Raw genomic sequence first — 16,749 nt, 5'->3', positions numbered from 1 at the left:
TTGTAGCTGAGGTTGTCGAAGGCACTTTGGAATGGGACTACGGGACCCACTCAGCAAGGCCTCCTTTGGCAGAATTAACATTAATACGGTAGTTGCCGTTGCCGGAAACAATCCAACGTACTTTAACGGTTTCCATTCCTGGGATGTTGCTTACCTTGATTTTTTCCGGATGCTCTACTTGCTCGGTGACCTTGTTGAAATCTTGGTCGTCCACAACCATACCGGCCACCACGTTTACCTTATCAATACTTACCCAATCTGGGCGTTCAATATTATATTTTAAGTCTTGGCTAGAGTGGGTAGGGATGAGGCGCTCGTTATATATAGTGGCGGTAATTTCCCTTAAACCATTGCCTAAACTTTTTTCAGCCACGTCCGTCACACTTAATTTAGGGGTGTGATAAGCATGGTAAATGGTGAAGGCCATATTCCTATGGGCATCCTGTTCCATTAGGAAACCTGGGTGTGCCCTGCCAAAGTTCTTTTTAAAACCGCCAATTTCTATGGTGCCATATTGGGGGTGTTGGTATTCTTTCCACTCTACAAAGGCATCCCCGAAAGTTAAATATTGGTCCACTTTTAATTCTTCCTCTCGGTTACCGCGACCTTCGTTTTTATGGAAATATAAGTAAGAGTTCATAAGCTCGTTGGAATAGCAGAAGATCCCCCTGCCACCGTAAAACCAATCTAACTCACCTCCAAATACAGAGTAAAGGTCTTTGTATACCACTAGATATTTATAACCGGTAATGATTTCCTCGCCTTTATGGGCTATGGCATCGTATATTTTTACGTCCGATTTTTTATAGGTATCCAAATCTTCTTCGGCTCCTGGGCCCCTTAAAATCATACCACCATAGTTGTGGTAGGTCTGTGCCCCGGCAATATTGGGATGGGCCATGACAAATTCCATAATACTGCGGCTTTCAGGAAGGCTGAAAGGATACTTGTAGGCACCCCGTTGTATATAGTCTGGTTGCCAGTTCCAGCCCCAATCCCTGTTCGGGTCGTAATAGCCAATGCCATCTTCGTTAACATCGCCATCGCCGTCGTTATCTAGGCCCTCATAGCCTAGAAATTCGTATTCCCCGCGTTGCTCGGGTGCTACCTTTATCAGGTGTTTTGGATTGAGAGGGTCTTTAATATAATTGCCATCGGGCGATTTGCGAATCATAATAGTAATGTGGTTGTCGCCATTGAGATCGTCATAACCATCCTCTCCCGCTTGTCCGTCCAAATCATTGTCCAACACAATCATTCCTGAGCGGGGCGAATGTGGTGTGTTGGGTTCATTCATGAAGTTATTCCTTGCGTCGGGGTTGATGGTTGGGATGATGTAAAAGGTTTTGTCCTTGAGCAGTTGGTTGATAAAGTCCAATTCGCCAAACATTTCGGTGAGGTACCAAGCGGTATAGAGTGAAAATTCGGCGCCTTGTATTTCGTTGGAATGAATGTTCCCGTCAATATACATGGCCGGTTTTGTATCGGGGTCACCTGTTTTAAAATCCGAAATGGTCAACATCAACATGTCCCTGCCTTGGTAGGACTTGCCAATACTGTGCAGTTTTGCCAAATCTGGATAGGCCTGTGCTATCTGCTGCATAATGTCCCTAAGGCCCTCATAGGTATAGTAACGGTTCCAGCTTACCTGTACTTTGGGCTTATGGGGCGTGCCAATGGCCCTAAAAAACTTTTCCTGTGCTTGCCCATACTGCAGGGCTGCCAGACATAAAACAATGCAAAGGGTGTTACGAATTATGGTCTTCATCTTTTAAAGTTTTAAGGCATTGGTTGCATATGCTGTATGTGGGGCCCCCGCTGTAAGGGTGACATTTCCTGAGCCCTTAACAATCCAGGTTAGGGTCTTCTTTTCATAGGCCTTAAGATGGTCTATAAGCTGTGTAGGATTGCCCGCTACCAGTTGTTCTTGGGGTTTGCTGATGCTTACCTTTAGCTTTTGTAGCCATCTGGATTTTGAACCCAATTGTGAGTGGGTGGGCAGTGGCGCATTGTTATAGATGTCGGCTGTGATGCGTACCAAACCACCATCCAGTTTTTGGGTGCGTACATTGTGCCATTCCAGTTTGGGCTGAAGTTTGGTAAATTCTACAATAAAATTGGTATGGCTTATGGCTATGCTATCCACCATTCTAAAAGGGGGTGTTGTGGTTGCAAAGGGTTTTAATCCGCCTACTTCCACAGTTTGGTTAGGGAAGTCGGGGTGGGCAATGGGTTGCCAGGGCACAAACAGTTCCTGGAGTCCTTCTTGTTCGGCCCACTTCATGACGTTCACTTCATAAGGTAGTACGTCTTCTTTATCTTTTTTCTCTTTGGAATCCCCGCCCTCTTTAGCTTCGGTTTTTATTTCTGGAATCCACCATGCCGGAGTGCTAAAACTAAACCTTCCGAAGTGAAAATAGGCCCACTGAAACAGATCGCCTCCGGTGCCTTGATTGGTCTGTTTATAAGGCTTCGCCTTCACATTGGCATTGTATAGGTCGGATATCATTTTATTCACGGTAGCATCTTCTTCCAAAATGGAGCTTATAATTTTTTTGTCATTGCCCTGCTTGTTGTAAGCTAGCGGGGTAGACAGGTTGTTTTCGGGCCCAAAACAGATAAAGGCATAAATGTTGGGCTGGGTAAAGAGGTAGTCTATAAAGTAGCGGGTTTCCTTTTGCGAAACGGCGTAATCACCTGCAAAGGGTTCAAATATGGGGAATTTATAGGTGAAGGTTTTGTTGAAGGCAATGCCCTCGGCAGGGTCTTCGTTCCATTGGTGGTCCTTGTCGTTGTCAATCCCTTCAGTGTAGACCAAATAGGTTCCCGCTTCACCCTTGGCGCGGTCGGCCTTTACCAACATGCGGTTGTCTTCCGCAGCGGGAATGTAAGTGCCCAAGGCGCTTTTTACACGCATTTGGGTGATGAGGCCGTCCCCATTCAAATCTTCATAAGGGTCTTCGCCCTTGCTGCCATCGCGGTCGTGGTCTGATGTTATGGCATTGCCCAAGCGCTCATATTTTAGGGAAGCGTGGTACTGTGCATAGGCATCTGGCGACATGTTGGGGAACACATAAAAGGTGGTGTGCTCCAAAACGTTTGGATGGTCTGCCAATAAGCGTTCGGCAAACTGAAGGGCCAATTCGACCCCAAGCACATGAGGGCCTTCGGTACCACCTACTATGACAATGCCCGGTTTTTGGTCTTGGTTATCGCTTCCCAATGTCAACAGCCAGATATCTTGGTTGCCTTCGGTTGTTCCCAAGGAACTTAGGTTAGCATTTTTGCTGGATTTGGCAATGTCCTGAAGGCGCTTGTGGATGTCGTTGTTGGTGGGATAGTCCTGCGCCCATAGGGCATGGCAAGTAAGGAAAAGGCAATAAAAGAGGCTTGCATAAAGGGTTTTCATATGCCGCAAAGGATTGGTTACAAGGGTTTCGCTATTAAATGTAATAAATTTTGATGATTTTATGTTTTGAAGAGAAGGGGCAGTTGATTATTTTTGGTCGCTGATTTCAAAATCAACAGGTCACAACGGGATGTAGCGCAGCCTGGTAGCGTACTAGCATGGGGTGCTAGGGGTCGCTGGTTCGAATCCAGTCATCCCGACTAAGTGAAAGCCGAACATATGTTCGGCTTTTTTTTATGAGGTGTAGAGGTAATTGGTTCTTAAATGTTTTATAAAATAAGCGATGATATGAGAATGTTCATTTTTATAGTATTAGCTGCCATAGTTTTGTTAGGTTGTGATATTCAAGGAAGATTGGAAATTGTTAATAGAACCAATAGCAGTGTGACATTTAAATATTATGAGAGGAATGAGGCAAATACCATTGATACTATTTTTATGGAAGTAGCACCAACAGGTAAAGGGAAATTTATCTATGGGTTTGGATGGTTTTGGACAAAAGAGCAAATACAGGAATACGCTCAAAATATTTCTAGAATTGAGCTTATTTCTCAGTCGGACACCTTGTTTTTAAATACGAAAGAGGCAATAGGGAAATTCTTTATTAAGAATAAGAAAGGTCTTTTAAATAAAAGGGTGAAAGTAGTTTTTAAATAATGTTTAATTTTTAAAGTAATGATTTGCCGCTTAGGCAAGGTAATTGTGGAATACAAAATGAGATATATGGAATCGATAATGAGTATTTTAAAAAGAAGGCGATGCTTTATTTTGAAATATGGATATGGAATTTTAAAGCTAATGTGTATAGGGGTTGGACTGTTATTGTGTACTACATGTTCCTCTTCAGATGAGGACATTATAGAAAAATCCTTGTTGGAAGGATATTGGTATTATGGCAATTTATGTCCAGAACAGAATAGTTTATGGTTTGGGGAAACAAACTATGTCCACAAATACTCGGGTAACAATTGTGAATTTAATGAAAGTGATACATTTCAATTCTCAGGTGCATATATTATAAGAGGAAAGTATATTGAATTTAATGAGGAGTTGGTTGAGGTTATAATTGAGGGTATTAGTGCAACACAGACTCTCAATTCTGGAGAAGAATTGGTGTATTCAAAAATTGTGCAGTTGGATAGTGATAATTTGAAAATAGAACAATTATATAGACACAGTACCTACGACAGAATTTACGTTGGCAGTTTTGTTAGAAATAACTAATATTTTGTCCAGTCATCCCGACCAATAAAAAGCCGAACTTATGTTCGGCTTTTTTGTTTTTACGGGGTTGGCCGTTACTTGATGCGTTCATTTTGCCTTGATGCAAAACGAACCAAAAAAATCAAGACGGTCTGAGGAAATTAACTGTCTTTGACAGTTACCGTTCACTCCCGAAGCTTCATGCTAAACGCTGCGCGTTGCACTTCCGCTCTTCGTTCACTATTTCTGCAGACCGCCGTGTTCCGCCCATGGCGGAAGTGGTTTTTTAAAAGTTATTTAACCTTATTCCGCCCCAGGCGGAAGAACCTGTCGATAGGCATTTTTGAGGTTCTTACAGAACCGCAAAAATGCCTATCGACAGGGCGTCTTTTCTTTTGGTTCGTTTTCTTTGGACGATCAAAGAAAATGAACATACTATGAAACGAATGTGTGCAAATGTCAAAATTATTGCCATAATAATCCTGCCATCCCTGAAGCACCAACCATATTTCCAACCAAACCATTCCACAGAACCACTCCTCAGCATACCTTTCTAGGGGTTTCCTTGGAGGATTCTTCGAGTTTTACTTGTAAAACAAGGCTTTTACGAAGAATCCTCCAAGGAAACACGAACCAAGCCTTAACAAGTCTTTAGTTTGTATAGGGTTGGTGGATATTTGGTTATGTAGTTATTATGTGAAAGAGAGGCTAGGACTCTTCTTATATGGAAAATACTATATTTGACAAAATATTCGGGTTATCTATGAAATGGTTTCCAGGAGATGAAAAGTAAATATTGGGTTTTACCCGGATAAAAAGGAAAGGGGTAAAATATTTGTGCATTTATAAATAGGTATGGTAAAAGAAAAATTTAATGCTCTATTTTTTTCGAATGATGAAAAGGTGGGGCATCTTAAAGCTTTAGATGGATTAAGAGGGATTGCGGTTTTGTTCGTATTGCTTTCACATTCTAGTAATGCAAATTTATTCTTTTTTGATTTTCTTAATTTCCAAAGGATTGGAAAAGTGGGAGTCTATTTGTTCTTCGTATTATCAGCTTATTTGCTGGATAGACAGATAGCATTGGCCTTCATGAAGAATAAGGTTTCAAGTAATTATTGGAAAAACTATTGTTTTAGGAGATTTTTGAGGATTTACCCTTTGTTTTTTGTGGCATTACTTCTTTATGGGTTGTTGACTATTATTGGATTTAGAACGGTTATTGATCAAATATGGGATATACCAAAACATTTGTTGTTATTAAGTGGGGAAAGTGTTTTTTGGTCAATTCCAGTAGAATTTAAATATTACCTTATTTCTCCTTTGCTCATGTGGGTTTGTCATAAGTATTTAAAATGGAATCATTGGAAGCTTTTTTTTATGTTTCTCGGATTAATAGTTACTGCAATTGTAATAGAACGTATTTTTCATTTATCGTTAATTTCAACTTTTAGGTATTTTCCTGTTTTTATTGTTGGTACTTTTATATCCATTGTTGAGTTGATTTATGGTGAAAAGAAGCTTCAAAGTATGAAATCTTTAATATTTGAAGTTGGAGGGGTTCTAGGAATTGTAATTATTATAATTACAATTCCTTATTATTTTAAAAGTATTTTTGGGTTTGGATTAAATTTCCATTCAGCTTTATTTTTCTTTCCCTATGCTTTAATATGGGGAGTTATTTTGTTGGCTGCTAAATATGGTGGGGGTATAATAAAGAAGCTATTCGAACTAAAATTGTTAAGGTTTATTGGTTCCATTAGCTTCAGTGTTTATCTTCTCCATATGATATTTCTAAATATGGTCAGGGAAATGGCAATACCCAATAATTTAAAGATTTATGTATTCTTCTTTTTAACTATAGTATTTTCTAGCTTAAGTTTTCTACTAATAGAAAGACCATTATCTAATTTGAGGTTATATGGATCTAATTCTTTTGAAAAAGGCAAAAAATCAAAATGGTTATTGGCCTTAAATGTGATACGTTTAAGAGATAAAACTGGGAAGCGTAATTAGTCTTGGTGTACAAATGTACTATAAGGTAATATGAAAAGTGATTTCTTGATTATAATGATTGATCTCAAAACCTTCATTCCCCAAAATAAATCCACAGTGCGCAGCATTGTTACCATTCGTTAAAGTTCTGCTAAGGGTTCCCAAAAACCGTTAAAATTTTTATAACTTTAATTCTTTAGCAATCACTAAACTGCCCACTATGCCACAATACAGCTTGCACATAAATGGGGCCATACATCAGGTTGATGTGGACGCCGACACCCCCGTACTTTGGGTCCTGAGGGACCATTTACAATTGGTGGGTACCAAGTACGGCTGCGGCATTGGGCAGTGCGGGGCCTGTACCATTCACTTAAACGGCAATGCTATACGCTCTTGCTCTTTGCCGGTAAGTGCTGTGGTCAATGCAGAGATGAAACTTACCACCATCGAAGGACTTTCCAAAGATGGTACCCACCCGGTACAAAAGGCTTGGTTGGAAATAGATGTGGTCCAATGCGGCTACTGCCAAGCAGGGCAGATTATGAGTGCAGCCGCCCTATTGGAGCGCAATCCCAATCCTTCCGAAGAAGATATTCGCAATGCCATGACGGGCAATCTGTGCCGTTGCGGCACCTATACCAGAATCAATAAGGCCGTTGCCATGGCCGCCAAAGACCTGTAAGCAGCCATGACACATATTAAAACCCATTTCAATAGACGTTCGTTTTTAAAGGTTTCCGCGGTGGGCGGGGCCGGTTTGATGCTGCAGTTTAGTTGGCTTTCGGGCTTGGCGCACAGTAGCAGCAATGCCGAAGCGGTTGAGGGCCTCTTCAATATCAATGCGTTTATCAGGATGAATGAAGATGGGACGGTGACCATCATGTCGCCCAACCCCGAAATAGGACAGAACGTAAAAACCTCGATGCCGCTTATTGTGGCCGAGGAACTGGATGTGGACTGGGACCAAGTTCAGGTAGAACAGGCGCCTTTGGACACCGAAAAATACACACGCCAATTGGCGGGAGGGAGCCAATCCATCCGCCAAGGTTGGGACAGCCTGCGTATGGCGGGGGCTACGGCACGCTATTTAATGCTGGCTTCGGCGGCCAAATTATGGAGCATGTCTCCCGATGAATTGGTGACCGATAAGGGCATGGTAAAACATTTGCCTAGCGGAAAAAGTATTGCTTATCAAGATTTGTTGCAGGAAGCAGCCACCATTGAAGTACCCGAAGAGGTGCCGCTAAAAGACCCAAAAGATTTTAAGTTGATTGGGACTTTTGTGAAAAATGTAGACGGCAAGGGCATTGTTACTGGGAAGCCGCTGTTTGGTTTGGATTATATGGAAAAGGGTACGGCCATTGCCATGATTGTGCATCCGCCCGCTTTTGGAATGCAGTTGGATGGCTATAATGCCGACAAGGCTAAGAACATGCCGGGAATTAAAAAGATTTTTACTGTGAATACGGCTTTAGACAAGCCACAGTGGTCTGATGTGAATGCCTTTAATGAGCTCTTGGTGGTGGTAGGCGACAGCACCTGGCAGGTGATGAAAGCCAAAGAAGTCCTCGAGGTACGTTGGAAAACCTTAGGGACTTTGGAAGCCACTACGGCACATTTGGACAGTTTTAGCAGTGTATTTGATAAGAGTGAAGGAGAGTTAGGCCGAAAGGATGGCGACCCCGATGGGGTATTTGCCTCGGCAGATAAGGTGGTGGAAAGCGGTTATACCGGTGCCTTTTTAGCCCATAATACTATGGAACCTATGAACTTTTTTGCAGATGTTTCCGCAGATAAGGCACGATTGATTGGCCCGATACAAACCCCAGAACAGTTGCGGCAATCGGCTGCAAGCTTGCTGAACATGCCCGAATCCAAGATTTTTGTAGATATGACCCGTATGGGTGGCGGCTTTGGAAGACGCCTCTATGGGAACTTTGGTTTGGAGGCGGCCGCTATTTCTAAAGCTTATGGTGGGCCCATAAAATTAATCTACACCCGAGAAGATGATATGACGCAGGGGACGTATCGTCCCTCCTACCACATAAAATACCGAGCCGCTTTGGACAAGAAGGGAAACCTTACCGCTTTTGAAGTGAAGGGATCTGGGATACCTTCGAGTCCCTTGTTTCCGGATAGGTTTCCGGCAGGTACGGTAGAGCATTACAAGGCCACGCATTATGGTATTGATACCAATATTTCTACAGGGGCATGGCGAGCACCAAGGTCCAACTTTGTGGCGGGCGCCGAACAGTCCTTTTTGGATGAAGTAGCGGAAGCTGCGGGTAAAGATCCTATCGATTTTAGGTTGCAGCTATTTGATAGAGCCATTAAAAATCCAGTGGGTGAAGGTAATGATTACGATCCTGAACGCTATGCAGGAGTCTTGAAATTGGTACGCGACAAAAGCAATTGGGGAAATAAAATGCCCAATGTGTACCGTGGGGTAGCGGCCTATTATTCGCATAATTCCTATGTGGCCCAAGTATTCGATTTGGAAAAGGTGGATGATGCCAATATTCGCATTAAAAAAGTGTGGTGCGCAGTAGATTGTGGGATTGTGGTGAACAAGGAAGGGGCCATTAACCAGGTTGAGGGAGGTATCATTGACGGTATAGGCCATTGTATGTATAGCCAGTTGACTTTTGAAAAAGGGGCCACTCAACAGCAAAATTTTGATGGGTATCATCTTATTAGGAACAATGAGGCGCCTTTGGAAATAGCCGTGTTTTTTGTGGACAATGGTATTGCACCTACAGGCCTTGGGGAGCCTTCGTTGCCTCCTGTGGCGGGAGCTTTGGCCAATGCGCTCTATAAAGCTACGGGCACACGTTACTACAGACAACCCTATATGGTGGTGCCACAACAGCCTAAATTTGTGGGCTAGTTTACAGTTTTAAAATCTTTTGATAGGCTTCGGGGGTGTCAACATCCAAGTTCTCGAAGTTGGGTGTCAATGCAATCACTTCCGATTGGTGTTCCTTCAAAATGCTTTTGGCGCCCATTTCTCCCAGTAATGACTTTAGAATTTCAAAATAGCGCTTCGGAAATTGGGCCGGAACGCCTATGGAAGTTCCGTAGTTGGTAGCTATAAGGGAGGAAGGATGCTCTTGTGACGTTTTCAGCATTCGGTTTAAATAGTCGGTAGTCACCAATGGTTGGTCTGCCAAAGTGAAGAGTACTGTGTTCACCGTTGGAAGCTCTTCATTTAGATACTGTATAGCTACTGCAATGCTGCTTCCCATACCTTCTTTCCAATGTATGTTTTCTATAGGTATGACGTTATTCGGAAGCCCATGCTCTAAGATCTCTGGGCTATGGGCGCCCAATACACAAAGGGTGTGATTGGTTTGAGTGCTAAGCGCGGTTGTAAGGGCATGTTCTAAAAGCGTTGTGCTTTTGTAGGGCAACAATTGTTTGATTTGCTGCATGCGACTTCCTTCTCCTGCAGCTAAAACGATGATGGCACTGTGTGACATAGATCTTGTAGTGTTAAGGATGGATATTCCGGAGATAGGACCGAAGGGAGGGCACTTCCCGATGGCGCTTTACCGCAATGATTTCACTAAGGATGGAAAGGGCAATTTCCTGCGGGGTAATGGCGCCAATGGCTATACCTGCAGGACTAAAGATACCATCTAAAAATTCCGAAGCAATATCGGGTTGGTGCTCTATTAGTTCATTGAGTAGCTTTTCCCTTCGGTGATAGGAGCCCAAAATGCCCATGTAAAAAGGCTGGGTTTGGGTCAGCTGTAACACAAAGTACAGGTCGCGGGCATAGTTGTGGGTCATGAGCACGATGGCCGTATGCGTATCTATATGCAAGGGCCATTCCTGCTCTGGGTTGAGGTGGTATATGGTGGAAACGCCTGGAAAATCTATGTCGTTCTTGGGGTCGTTTGGGGAGGCTATTAAAAGCACTTCCCAACCCAATTGGGCAGCCGATTTGCAGAGCTGTACAGCATCGTGTTCGGCCCCTATAATAATCAAACGAGAGAGTGGGGTAAACTCCTGTTGAAAACTTAGGTTATCAATTTCAGAATTCACTTCATCCACGTCTGGCCTAAATGCTATGTGCTTACCATCTTCTACCCTTAACACCGAACCAAACGTGGCATCTGTTTTGTCTTCTTTTTGAAAATAGGAAGTCCATTGCATTGGCCTACGTGCCGATAGTTCTTTTTGTATGGTTTTAAAAGCTGGTTCTGAGATACTAAAGGGTTCCAATAGAATGAAAAGAGTGCCTTCACAACCCAATCGGTAGCGGCCGTCGTAGGTCATCACTTTGGGCATTCCCTTCTTAAACACCGATAGCGATTGCAGTACGACTTCCTTTTCCACACAGCCGCCACTGACGGCACCTGTGATATGGCCGTTTTCATCAATGAGCATCTGTACCCCTGGTTTCCTGTAGGAGGAGCCGTCTAGAGCCACCACAGTTGCCAAGACGTGTTTTAAATGTCTTTTTTGGTTGCTATGAGCCTGTTCTAGGATGTTTTTGAATTCATGGGTCATCCTTTAAAAGTACAAAATCTTGGGGTAGGTTGAAAGGGGTTTTGCTTTGTTTGTTTTTGGAGAACGCGATGCAATCGCGCACTAGCGGGGTGTTCATTTTTTGCTCGTTGAAAAATGTGGTAAACTCAATTGTTGACAGTAAGTTGACATCCCCCTTAATCCCCCTTCGAAGGGGGAATTTGTTGGCTCAAGAATTGGGGCGCGAAGTCTTAAATTCGAACGGGACAAACGTGATGTGTTTGTGATGGTATTATACGTTTACACAATCCCCATTTTCTGAAGTAGGAAGCTGGCATTCATGTTTTGGCAGATGCCTTTTTTGAGCTTATAATCGAAAAACAGTTCGTCATTCACTATTTGGGCGTCAAAAAAGTAGTTGGCAACTGGTGGTAATTCTTTTTCAATTTCACATAAACTCAAATCGTGGGTGGCAATGATGCCCGTAGCATGGGTAGCGACTAGTTTTTCTACAAACTTACGGGAGCCAATGGCTTTATCGGTACTGTTGGTGCCTTTTAGGATTTCGTCCAAGATGATGAAATAAGGTTCGTCTTGGATAGCGTCGACGATATATTTCAATCTGGTCAATTCTGAAAAGAAATAACTGCTGTCATCGGTCAAGGAATCGGTGGTGCGCATGCTTGTAATCAATTTGATAGGGTGATAGCTGCTTTCTTGGGCGCATACCGGAAGCCCAACATTGGCCATCACGATGTGCAGGGAGACGGTACGTAGAAAAGTGCTTTTCCCCGCCATGTTGGCGCCAGTGACAATAAAAAACTGTTGGTTGTCGATGATAAGGTCACTAGTAATGCGTTTGTTGGCATCCAACAAAGGGTGGCCCAATTCTTTGGCGTGGATCAAGGATTGGTCCTTCACAATTTTAGGGTACACAAACTCAGGTTGATTAAAGGCGTAATTGGCCAAAGAGTTATAAGCTTCAAAAAAGGAAACAACGTCAAACCATTCTTTGGTCACTTCCTTATAAGTTGCAATCCAATGTTCGATATGGTAACTATGTTTTAGGTCGGTTAGGAACAGGCCATTTCCAAAAACGGCGGAGATCAGGTTATTGCGGTTATCCAGAGCATCGAGGTAGCCGGACAATTGTCCAAATATTTCCGACGCCTTTTTATGATGGGATTGAATCTGTTCTTGTTTCTCGGTTAGGAGTTTCGATTGGAACGTTTGCGCTTCAATCTGTTGTAATAATTGTGCATACTGACGAAACGTATCTTTTACTTTATCGGTATGAGCGGCAAGTACGTTTATTTTCTTTAAATGACGCCCCGTGATCATGAGTCCTAATAACAACCAATAGCCACTGATGGACATTGGGATGAGCTGGAATACCGTTAATGCCAATAGCGCTAAAGATGCAATGCTAAACCCTAAGGGAAGGTATTTTAATAGTTGGTTTGCAAAGGGTTTGTATTGTTGTAACCAATTAATGATGTCCTTGTTTGGTGTTTCCACGTGTATTAAAGATGCCAATGCCGCAAAGTTTTGGCGCCATTGGGGGAGCTTGGTGAGTTCCTTAATGGCGTCTTGACGTTCGGTAATGTTGACTATGTTATTGGCGGTTATGGTTTTTGCCAAATACTGTTTGCCTTCTTTAGTTTTAGTGCGGTTTATGGTTTGGAAGAAAGAACCTTTTCCGAAGAGGTCAATGTCTAAACTATAGGCATGATGAGGGTCTAGGAATTTTTCTCCAGTTGGCTGTTTATCATAGTTGCCTGGGAGCATTTGTAATTCTGCTTCATTGATATTGATCAAGGCTTTGGTTAAGGCACGCTGACGTTTTAGATCGGTGTATTTTGAGAGCAGGAATACAAACAGAATGGTTCCTATAACTCCTATTGCCAAAGCAATGTGCCATGTGCTGAAAGTAGAGTAAATGCCGATGGCGGCAACCAAAAAGACCGTAAGGCGTAAAGAGCTTAAAACCACTAATTTTTTATTGAATTGCTTTAAGCGATTTTGATGATTTTCTAATTGGGTACTATAGAAGGTTGTAGGTTGTTCCATGGGTTGTAAATGAATGCTAAAGAAACAAAAAAAATCCTAAGCAGTGTTGCTTAGGATTTTTAATATCAATCGCTATTAAAGGTTTATCCTTTTATAGTAGCTTTTAAGAATTCTCTGTTCATACGAGCAATGTTCTCTAATGAAATGCCTTTAGGACATTCAATCTCACAAGCTCCTGTGTTGGTACAGTTACCGAATCCTTCTAAATCCATTTGTTTTACCATGTTCATTACACGGTCTGTAGCTTCTACCTGTCCTTGTGGCAATAAGGCATATTGCGATACCTTGGCCCCTACGAATAACATAGCAGAAGAGTTTTTACAGGTGGCTACACAGGCACCACACCCGATACAGGTGGCGGCGTCCATGGCTTCATCGGCAGCATGCTTGGAAATAGGAATAGCGTTGGCATCTTGCGTATTTCCAGACGTGTTTACCGAGATATATCCTCCAGCTTGTTGAATACGCTCAAAAGAGGTTCTGTCTACAACTAAATCCTTAATTACAGGGAATGCCGCAGCTCTCCAAGGTTCGATGGTAATGGTGTCACCGTCTTTGAACATACGCATGTGCAATTGACAGGTAGTAACCCCACGGTCTGGACCGTGCGCTTCTCCATTAATGTAGAGCGAACACATTCCGCAAATACCCTCACGACAATCGTGATCGAAGGCTACTGGCTCTTCTCCGGTGTTTACCAATTGTTCGTTCAAAACATCCATCATTTCAAGAAAAGACATATGCTCTGAAATATCAGTAACTTTATAATCGACCATTTGACCCTTTGCATTCGAGTCTTTCTGTCTCCAAATTTTAAGTGTTAAATTCATAATGTCAATCTTATTTGTATGAACGTTGTTTTAGTTCAATATCTTTAAATTCTAGTTCTTCTTTATGTAGCACCGCATCTGCTGGTTCTCCTTTGTATTCCCATGCTGCAACAAAGGCGAAGTCTTTATCGTTACGTTTTGCTTCTCCTTTTTGCTCACCGCTTTCTTCAACAGATTCTTCTCTAAAGTGACCTCCACAAGACTCTTCTCTCATTAAGGCATCTTTAGCGAACAACTCACCCAATTCCAAGAAATCGGCCACACGACCTGCTTTTTCCAACTCAGGGTTCATTTCGTTAGCGTTTCCTGGTACTTTTACGTCTTTCCAGAATTCCTCACGAATTTGTTTAATTTCAGCCATGGCTTCTTTTAAACCTTGTTCGTTACGCGCCATTCCTACTTTGTCCCACATCACTTTACCAAGACGTTTGTGGAAGTGGTCTACAGATTTCGTTCCGTTATTATTGATAAAGAAGTTGATTCTGTCTGTAACAGCTTTTTCAGCTTCTTCAAACTCTTTAGAGTTTGTTGGAATTTTTCCTGTACGAATATCGTCAGCCAGATAATCTCCAATCGTGTATGGTAATACGAAGTAACCATCTGCCAAACCTTGCATTAAGGCTGAAGCTCCAAGTCTGTTTGCTCCGTGATCTGAGAAGTTGGCTTCCCCAATACAGTAACATCCAGGAATGGTGGTCATCAAGTTGTAGTCTACCCAAACACCACCCATGGTATAGTGGGTTGCAGGGTAAATCATCATTGGAGTTTTGTACGGGTCTTCGTCAACGATCTTTTCGTACATTTGGAATAAGTTACCGTACTTAGCTTCTACGATTCCTTTTCCTAACTCATATATTTTAGCCTCTGTTGGGTTGTCAATATTGTGAATTTTGGCCTGCTCCTTACCATAGCGTTCTATCGCCGAAGCAAAATCCAAGTACACCGCTTCTCCAGTGGCATTTACACCGTAACCAGCATCACAACGCTCTTTTGCGGCACGAGATGCTACGTCACGTGGCACCAAGTTTCCGAAAGCTGGATAACGACGCTCTAAGTAGTAATCTCTTTCGTCTTCCGATAAATCGGTAGGCTTCTTACGACCTTCACGAATGGCCATGACATCCTCCATGTTTTTAGGTACCCAGATACGTCCGTCGTTACGTAAAGATTCCGACATCAAGGTCAACTTAGATTGGTAATCACCGGAACGAGGGATACATGTTGGGTGAATTTGCGTAAAACAAGGGTTAGCGAAATACGCTCCTTTTTTGTGGATTTTCCAAGCAGCCGTAGCGTTGGATCCCATTGCGTTGGTTGATAAGAAATACACGTTTCCGTATCCACCAGAAGCAATTACAACCGCGTGTGCAGAGTGACGCTCTATTTCACCAGTAATAAGGTTTCTAGCAATAATTCCTCTGGCCTTACCGTCAACCACTACAACGTCTAACATTTCGTGTCTGTTAAACATTTCAATCTTACCACGAGCAATCTGTCTGTTCATGGCAGAGTAAGCCCCAAGCAATAACTGTTGTCCTGTTTGTCCTTTGGCATAAAACGTTCTGGATACCAAAACACCACCAAACGAACGGTTGTCCAACAATCCACCATAATCTCTAGCGAAAGGAACCCCTTGCGCCACACACTGGTCGATGATGTTGGCAGATACTTCAGCCAAACGGTATACGTTCGCTTCACGAGAACGGTAATCGCCACCTTTTACGGTGTCGTAAAATAATCTATAAGTAGAGTCACCATCACCTTGATAGTTTTTGGCGGCATTAATCCCCCCTTGTGCGGCAATGGAATGCGCACGACGTGGTGAATCTTGGTAGGCAAAAGCCTTTACGTTATATCCTAATTCGGCTAAGGTTGCTGCAGCAGAACCTCCTGCTAAACCTGTTCCTACCACGATAACATCAATGTGACGTTTGTTGGCAGGATTAACCAAGTTGATTTTATTTTTATAGTCTGTCCATTTATCTTTAATTGGACCCTTTGGTACTTTTGAATCTAAAGCCATTTGTGTATTTAAGATTAATGGTTAAAGTGGTGGAATAAAGCGATAATGATAAATCCTAGGGGGATAATTACAGAGTACGCTTTCCCTATTTGTTGCATCGTTTTTTTACGTCCTGCAGTCGCTCCCATAGATTGGAAGGCCGATGTAAATCCATGTGCCAAGTGTAAGCCTAAAAGCACGAAAGCAATTACATAGGCTCCTACACGGATAGGAGATACAAATTTGTGTTGCAGTTCTTCAAAATAACGGTAGCTTTCACCATCTGGCAATAATCCAGACATATCGCCATGGATGTATTTTACGTTAAGTTCAGGAATCCAGAAGTCGATGAAGTGAAGCAAAATAAATGCCAACACGACAACACCACTGATGATCATGTTTCGGCTCATCCAAGTAGAATTGGCCGCACCATTGTTTTGTGCATATTTTACGCCAATGGCTTTTCTGTTTTTTAATTCCAATACAAATCCCATCACAAAGTGGAATACAACACCAAATATCAATACCGGTTGTAAGGCCAATTGCACCAAAGGATTTGTTCCCATGAAATGTGATAATTCATTGAATAAATCAGGACTAAAAAGTGATGTGATGTTTACCGCTAAATGAATTATTAAGAAAAACATTAGGAAGAAGGCCGAAAGTGCCATGGCCACTTTTCTTCCTATCGAAGATTTAAGAAATCCGCTCATTTTTTTGAAGTTAATTTTTATCGAACAAAGATACACTTCAAAAGAGATTTA

The 16,749-nt window shown here is 42.4% G+C and carries 13 protein-coding genes and 1 tRNA gene; 6 read left to right on the top strand and 8 right to left on the bottom strand.

Features of this window, described 5'->3' with window-relative positions; all coding sequences use genetic code 11:
• Window positions 1–37: 37 nt before the first annotated feature.
• Window positions 38–1,768: a M14 family metallopeptidase gene (locus ZA06_RS05695; RefSeq protein ID WP_053976411.1), complete on the bottom strand. Its 1,731-nt coding sequence runs from the start codon at window positions 1,766–1,768 to the stop codon at window positions 38–40.
• A 3-nt stretch (window positions 1,769–1,771) separates the two neighbouring features.
• Window positions 1,772–3,409 carry a M14 family metallopeptidase gene (locus tag ZA06_RS05690; protein WP_053976410.1) on the bottom strand — a complete coding sequence of 546 codons (1,638 nt, stop codon included), beginning with the start codon at window positions 3,407–3,409 and terminating at the stop codon, window positions 1,772–1,774.
• A gap of 126 nt (window positions 3,410–3,535) precedes the next feature.
• On the opposite strand from ZA06_RS05690, the gene ZA06_RS05685 reads away from it, so the two are divergent.
• From ZA06_RS05685 to ZA06_RS05660, 6 genes are all read left to right on the top strand, one after another.
• Window positions 3,536–3,609, top strand: a tRNA-Pro gene (locus tag ZA06_RS05685).
• Window positions 3,610–3,697: 88 nt separating this feature from the next.
• The gene (locus tag ZA06_RS05680) at window positions 3,698–4,066 is read left to right on the top strand and encodes a hypothetical protein (RefSeq protein WP_157503114.1); all 369 of its coding nucleotides are present in this window, start codon (window positions 3,698–3,700) and stop codon (window positions 4,064–4,066) included.
• A gap of 66 nt (window positions 4,067–4,132) precedes the next feature.
• Window positions 4,133–4,633, top strand: a complete 501-nt coding sequence (locus ZA06_RS05675) for a hypothetical protein (RefSeq protein WP_157503113.1) — start codon at window positions 4,133–4,135, stop codon at window positions 4,631–4,633.
• Window positions 4,634–5,467: 834 nt separating this feature from the next.
• A complete protein-coding gene (locus ZA06_RS05670; RefSeq protein ID WP_053976407.1) occupies window positions 5,468–6,628 on the top strand; it encodes an acyltransferase family protein in 1,161 nt (386 codons plus the stop codon).
• 199 nt (window positions 6,629–6,827) lie between these two features.
• A complete protein-coding gene (locus tag ZA06_RS05665) occupies window positions 6,828–7,292 on the top strand; it encodes a (2Fe-2S)-binding protein (protein ID WP_053976406.1) in 465 nt (154 codons plus the stop codon).
• Window positions 7,293–7,298: 6 nt separating this feature from the next.
• Window positions 7,299–9,497 (top strand): molybdopterin cofactor-binding domain-containing protein, encoded by a 2,199-nt coding sequence (locus ZA06_RS05660; RefSeq protein ID WP_053976405.1) that lies wholly within the window; start codon window positions 7,299–7,301, stop codon window positions 9,495–9,497.
• A 1-nt stretch (window position 9,498) separates the two neighbouring features.
• Here ZA06_RS05660 and ZA06_RS05655 read toward each other — a convergent pair whose 3' ends face one another.
• The 6 genes from ZA06_RS05655 to ZA06_RS05630 form a co-directional block, all read right to left on the bottom strand.
• On the bottom strand, window positions 9,499–10,089 hold the full coding sequence (locus tag ZA06_RS05655) for a nucleotidyltransferase family protein (protein ID WP_053976404.1): 591 nt from the start codon (window positions 10,087–10,089) through the stop codon (window positions 9,499–9,501).
• Between the two features lie 13 nt (window positions 10,090–10,102).
• Window positions 10,103–11,125, bottom strand: a complete 1,023-nt coding sequence (locus ZA06_RS05650) for an XdhC family protein (protein ID WP_053976403.1) — start codon at window positions 11,123–11,125, stop codon at window positions 10,103–10,105.
• Window positions 11,126–11,383: 258 nt separating this feature from the next.
• Window positions 11,384–13,153, bottom strand: a complete 1,770-nt coding sequence (locus tag ZA06_RS05645; protein WP_053976402.1) for a MutS-related protein — start codon at window positions 13,151–13,153, stop codon at window positions 11,384–11,386.
• A gap of 83 nt (window positions 13,154–13,236) precedes the next feature.
• On the bottom strand, window positions 13,237–13,983 hold the full coding sequence (locus tag ZA06_RS05640) for a succinate dehydrogenase/fumarate reductase iron-sulfur subunit (protein WP_053976401.1): 747 nt from the start codon (window positions 13,981–13,983) through the stop codon (window positions 13,237–13,239).
• A 10-nt stretch (window positions 13,984–13,993) separates the two neighbouring features.
• Complete coding sequence (locus tag ZA06_RS05635; RefSeq protein ID WP_053976400.1) at window positions 13,994–16,006, bottom strand: fumarate reductase/succinate dehydrogenase flavoprotein subunit; 2,013 nt, start codon at window positions 16,004–16,006, stop codon at window positions 13,994–13,996.
• A 14-nt stretch (window positions 16,007–16,020) separates the two neighbouring features.
• Window positions 16,021–16,698: a succinate dehydrogenase cytochrome b subunit gene (locus ZA06_RS05630; protein ID WP_053976399.1), complete on the bottom strand. Its 678-nt coding sequence runs from the start codon at window positions 16,696–16,698 to the stop codon at window positions 16,021–16,023.
• Window positions 16,699–16,749: the final 51 nt, after the last annotated feature.

This window comes from Mangrovimonas xylaniphaga, assembly GCF_001280435.1.
In the GTDB taxonomy this organism is placed as follows: Bacteria; Bacteroidota; Bacteroidia; order Flavobacteriales; family Flavobacteriaceae; genus Mangrovimonas_A; species Mangrovimonas_A xylaniphaga.
Note: the sequence above shows the minus strand (reverse complement) of the source record. Positions and strands in the feature narration are given on the sequence as shown.

Bases quoted from the DNA above. Each gene is read 5' to 3' on its own strand.
- ZA06_RS05645 (WP_053976402.1), bottom strand. From the start codon at position 13,153: ATGGAACAACCTACAACCTTCTATAGTACCCAATTAGAAAATCATCAA.
- ZA06_RS05630 (WP_053976399.1), bottom strand. From the start codon at position 16,698: ATGAGCGGATTTCTTAAATCTTCGATAGGAAGAAAAGTGGCCATGGCA.
- ZA06_RS05660 (WP_053976405.1), top strand. From the start codon at position 7,299: ATGACACATATTAAAACCCATTTCAATAGACGTTCGTTTTTAAAGGTT.
- ZA06_RS05695 (WP_053976411.1), bottom strand. From the start codon at position 1,768: ATGAAGACCATAATTCGTAACACCCTTTGCATTGTTTTATGTCTGGCA.
- ZA06_RS05690 (WP_053976410.1), bottom strand. From the start codon at position 3,409: ATGAAAACCCTTTATGCAAGCCTCTTTTATTGCCTTTTCCTTACTTGC.
- ZA06_RS05635 (WP_053976400.1), bottom strand. From the start codon at position 16,006: ATGGCTTTAGATTCAAAAGTACCAAAGGGTCCAATTAAAGATAAATGG.
- ZA06_RS05670 (WP_053976407.1), top strand. From the start codon at position 5,468: ATGGTAAAAGAAAAATTTAATGCTCTATTTTTTTCGAATGATGAAAAG.
- ZA06_RS05655 (WP_053976404.1), bottom strand. From the start codon at position 10,089: ATGTCACACAGTGCCATCATCGTTTTAGCTGCAGGAGAAGGAAGTCGC.
- ZA06_RS05680 (WP_157503114.1), top strand. From the start codon at position 3,698: ATGAGAATGTTCATTTTTATAGTATTAGCTGCCATAGTTTTGTTAGGT.
- ZA06_RS05675 (WP_157503113.1), top strand. From the start codon at position 4,133: ATGGAATCGATAATGAGTATTTTAAAAAGAAGGCGATGCTTTATTTTG.
- ZA06_RS05665 (WP_053976406.1), top strand. From the start codon at position 6,828: ATGCCACAATACAGCTTGCACATAAATGGGGCCATACATCAGGTTGAT.
- ZA06_RS05640 (WP_053976401.1), bottom strand. From the start codon at position 13,983: ATGAATTTAACACTTAAAATTTGGAGACAGAAAGACTCGAATGCAAAG.
- ZA06_RS05650 (WP_053976403.1), bottom strand. From the start codon at position 11,125: ATGACCCATGAATTCAAAAACATCCTAGAACAGGCTCATAGCAACCAA.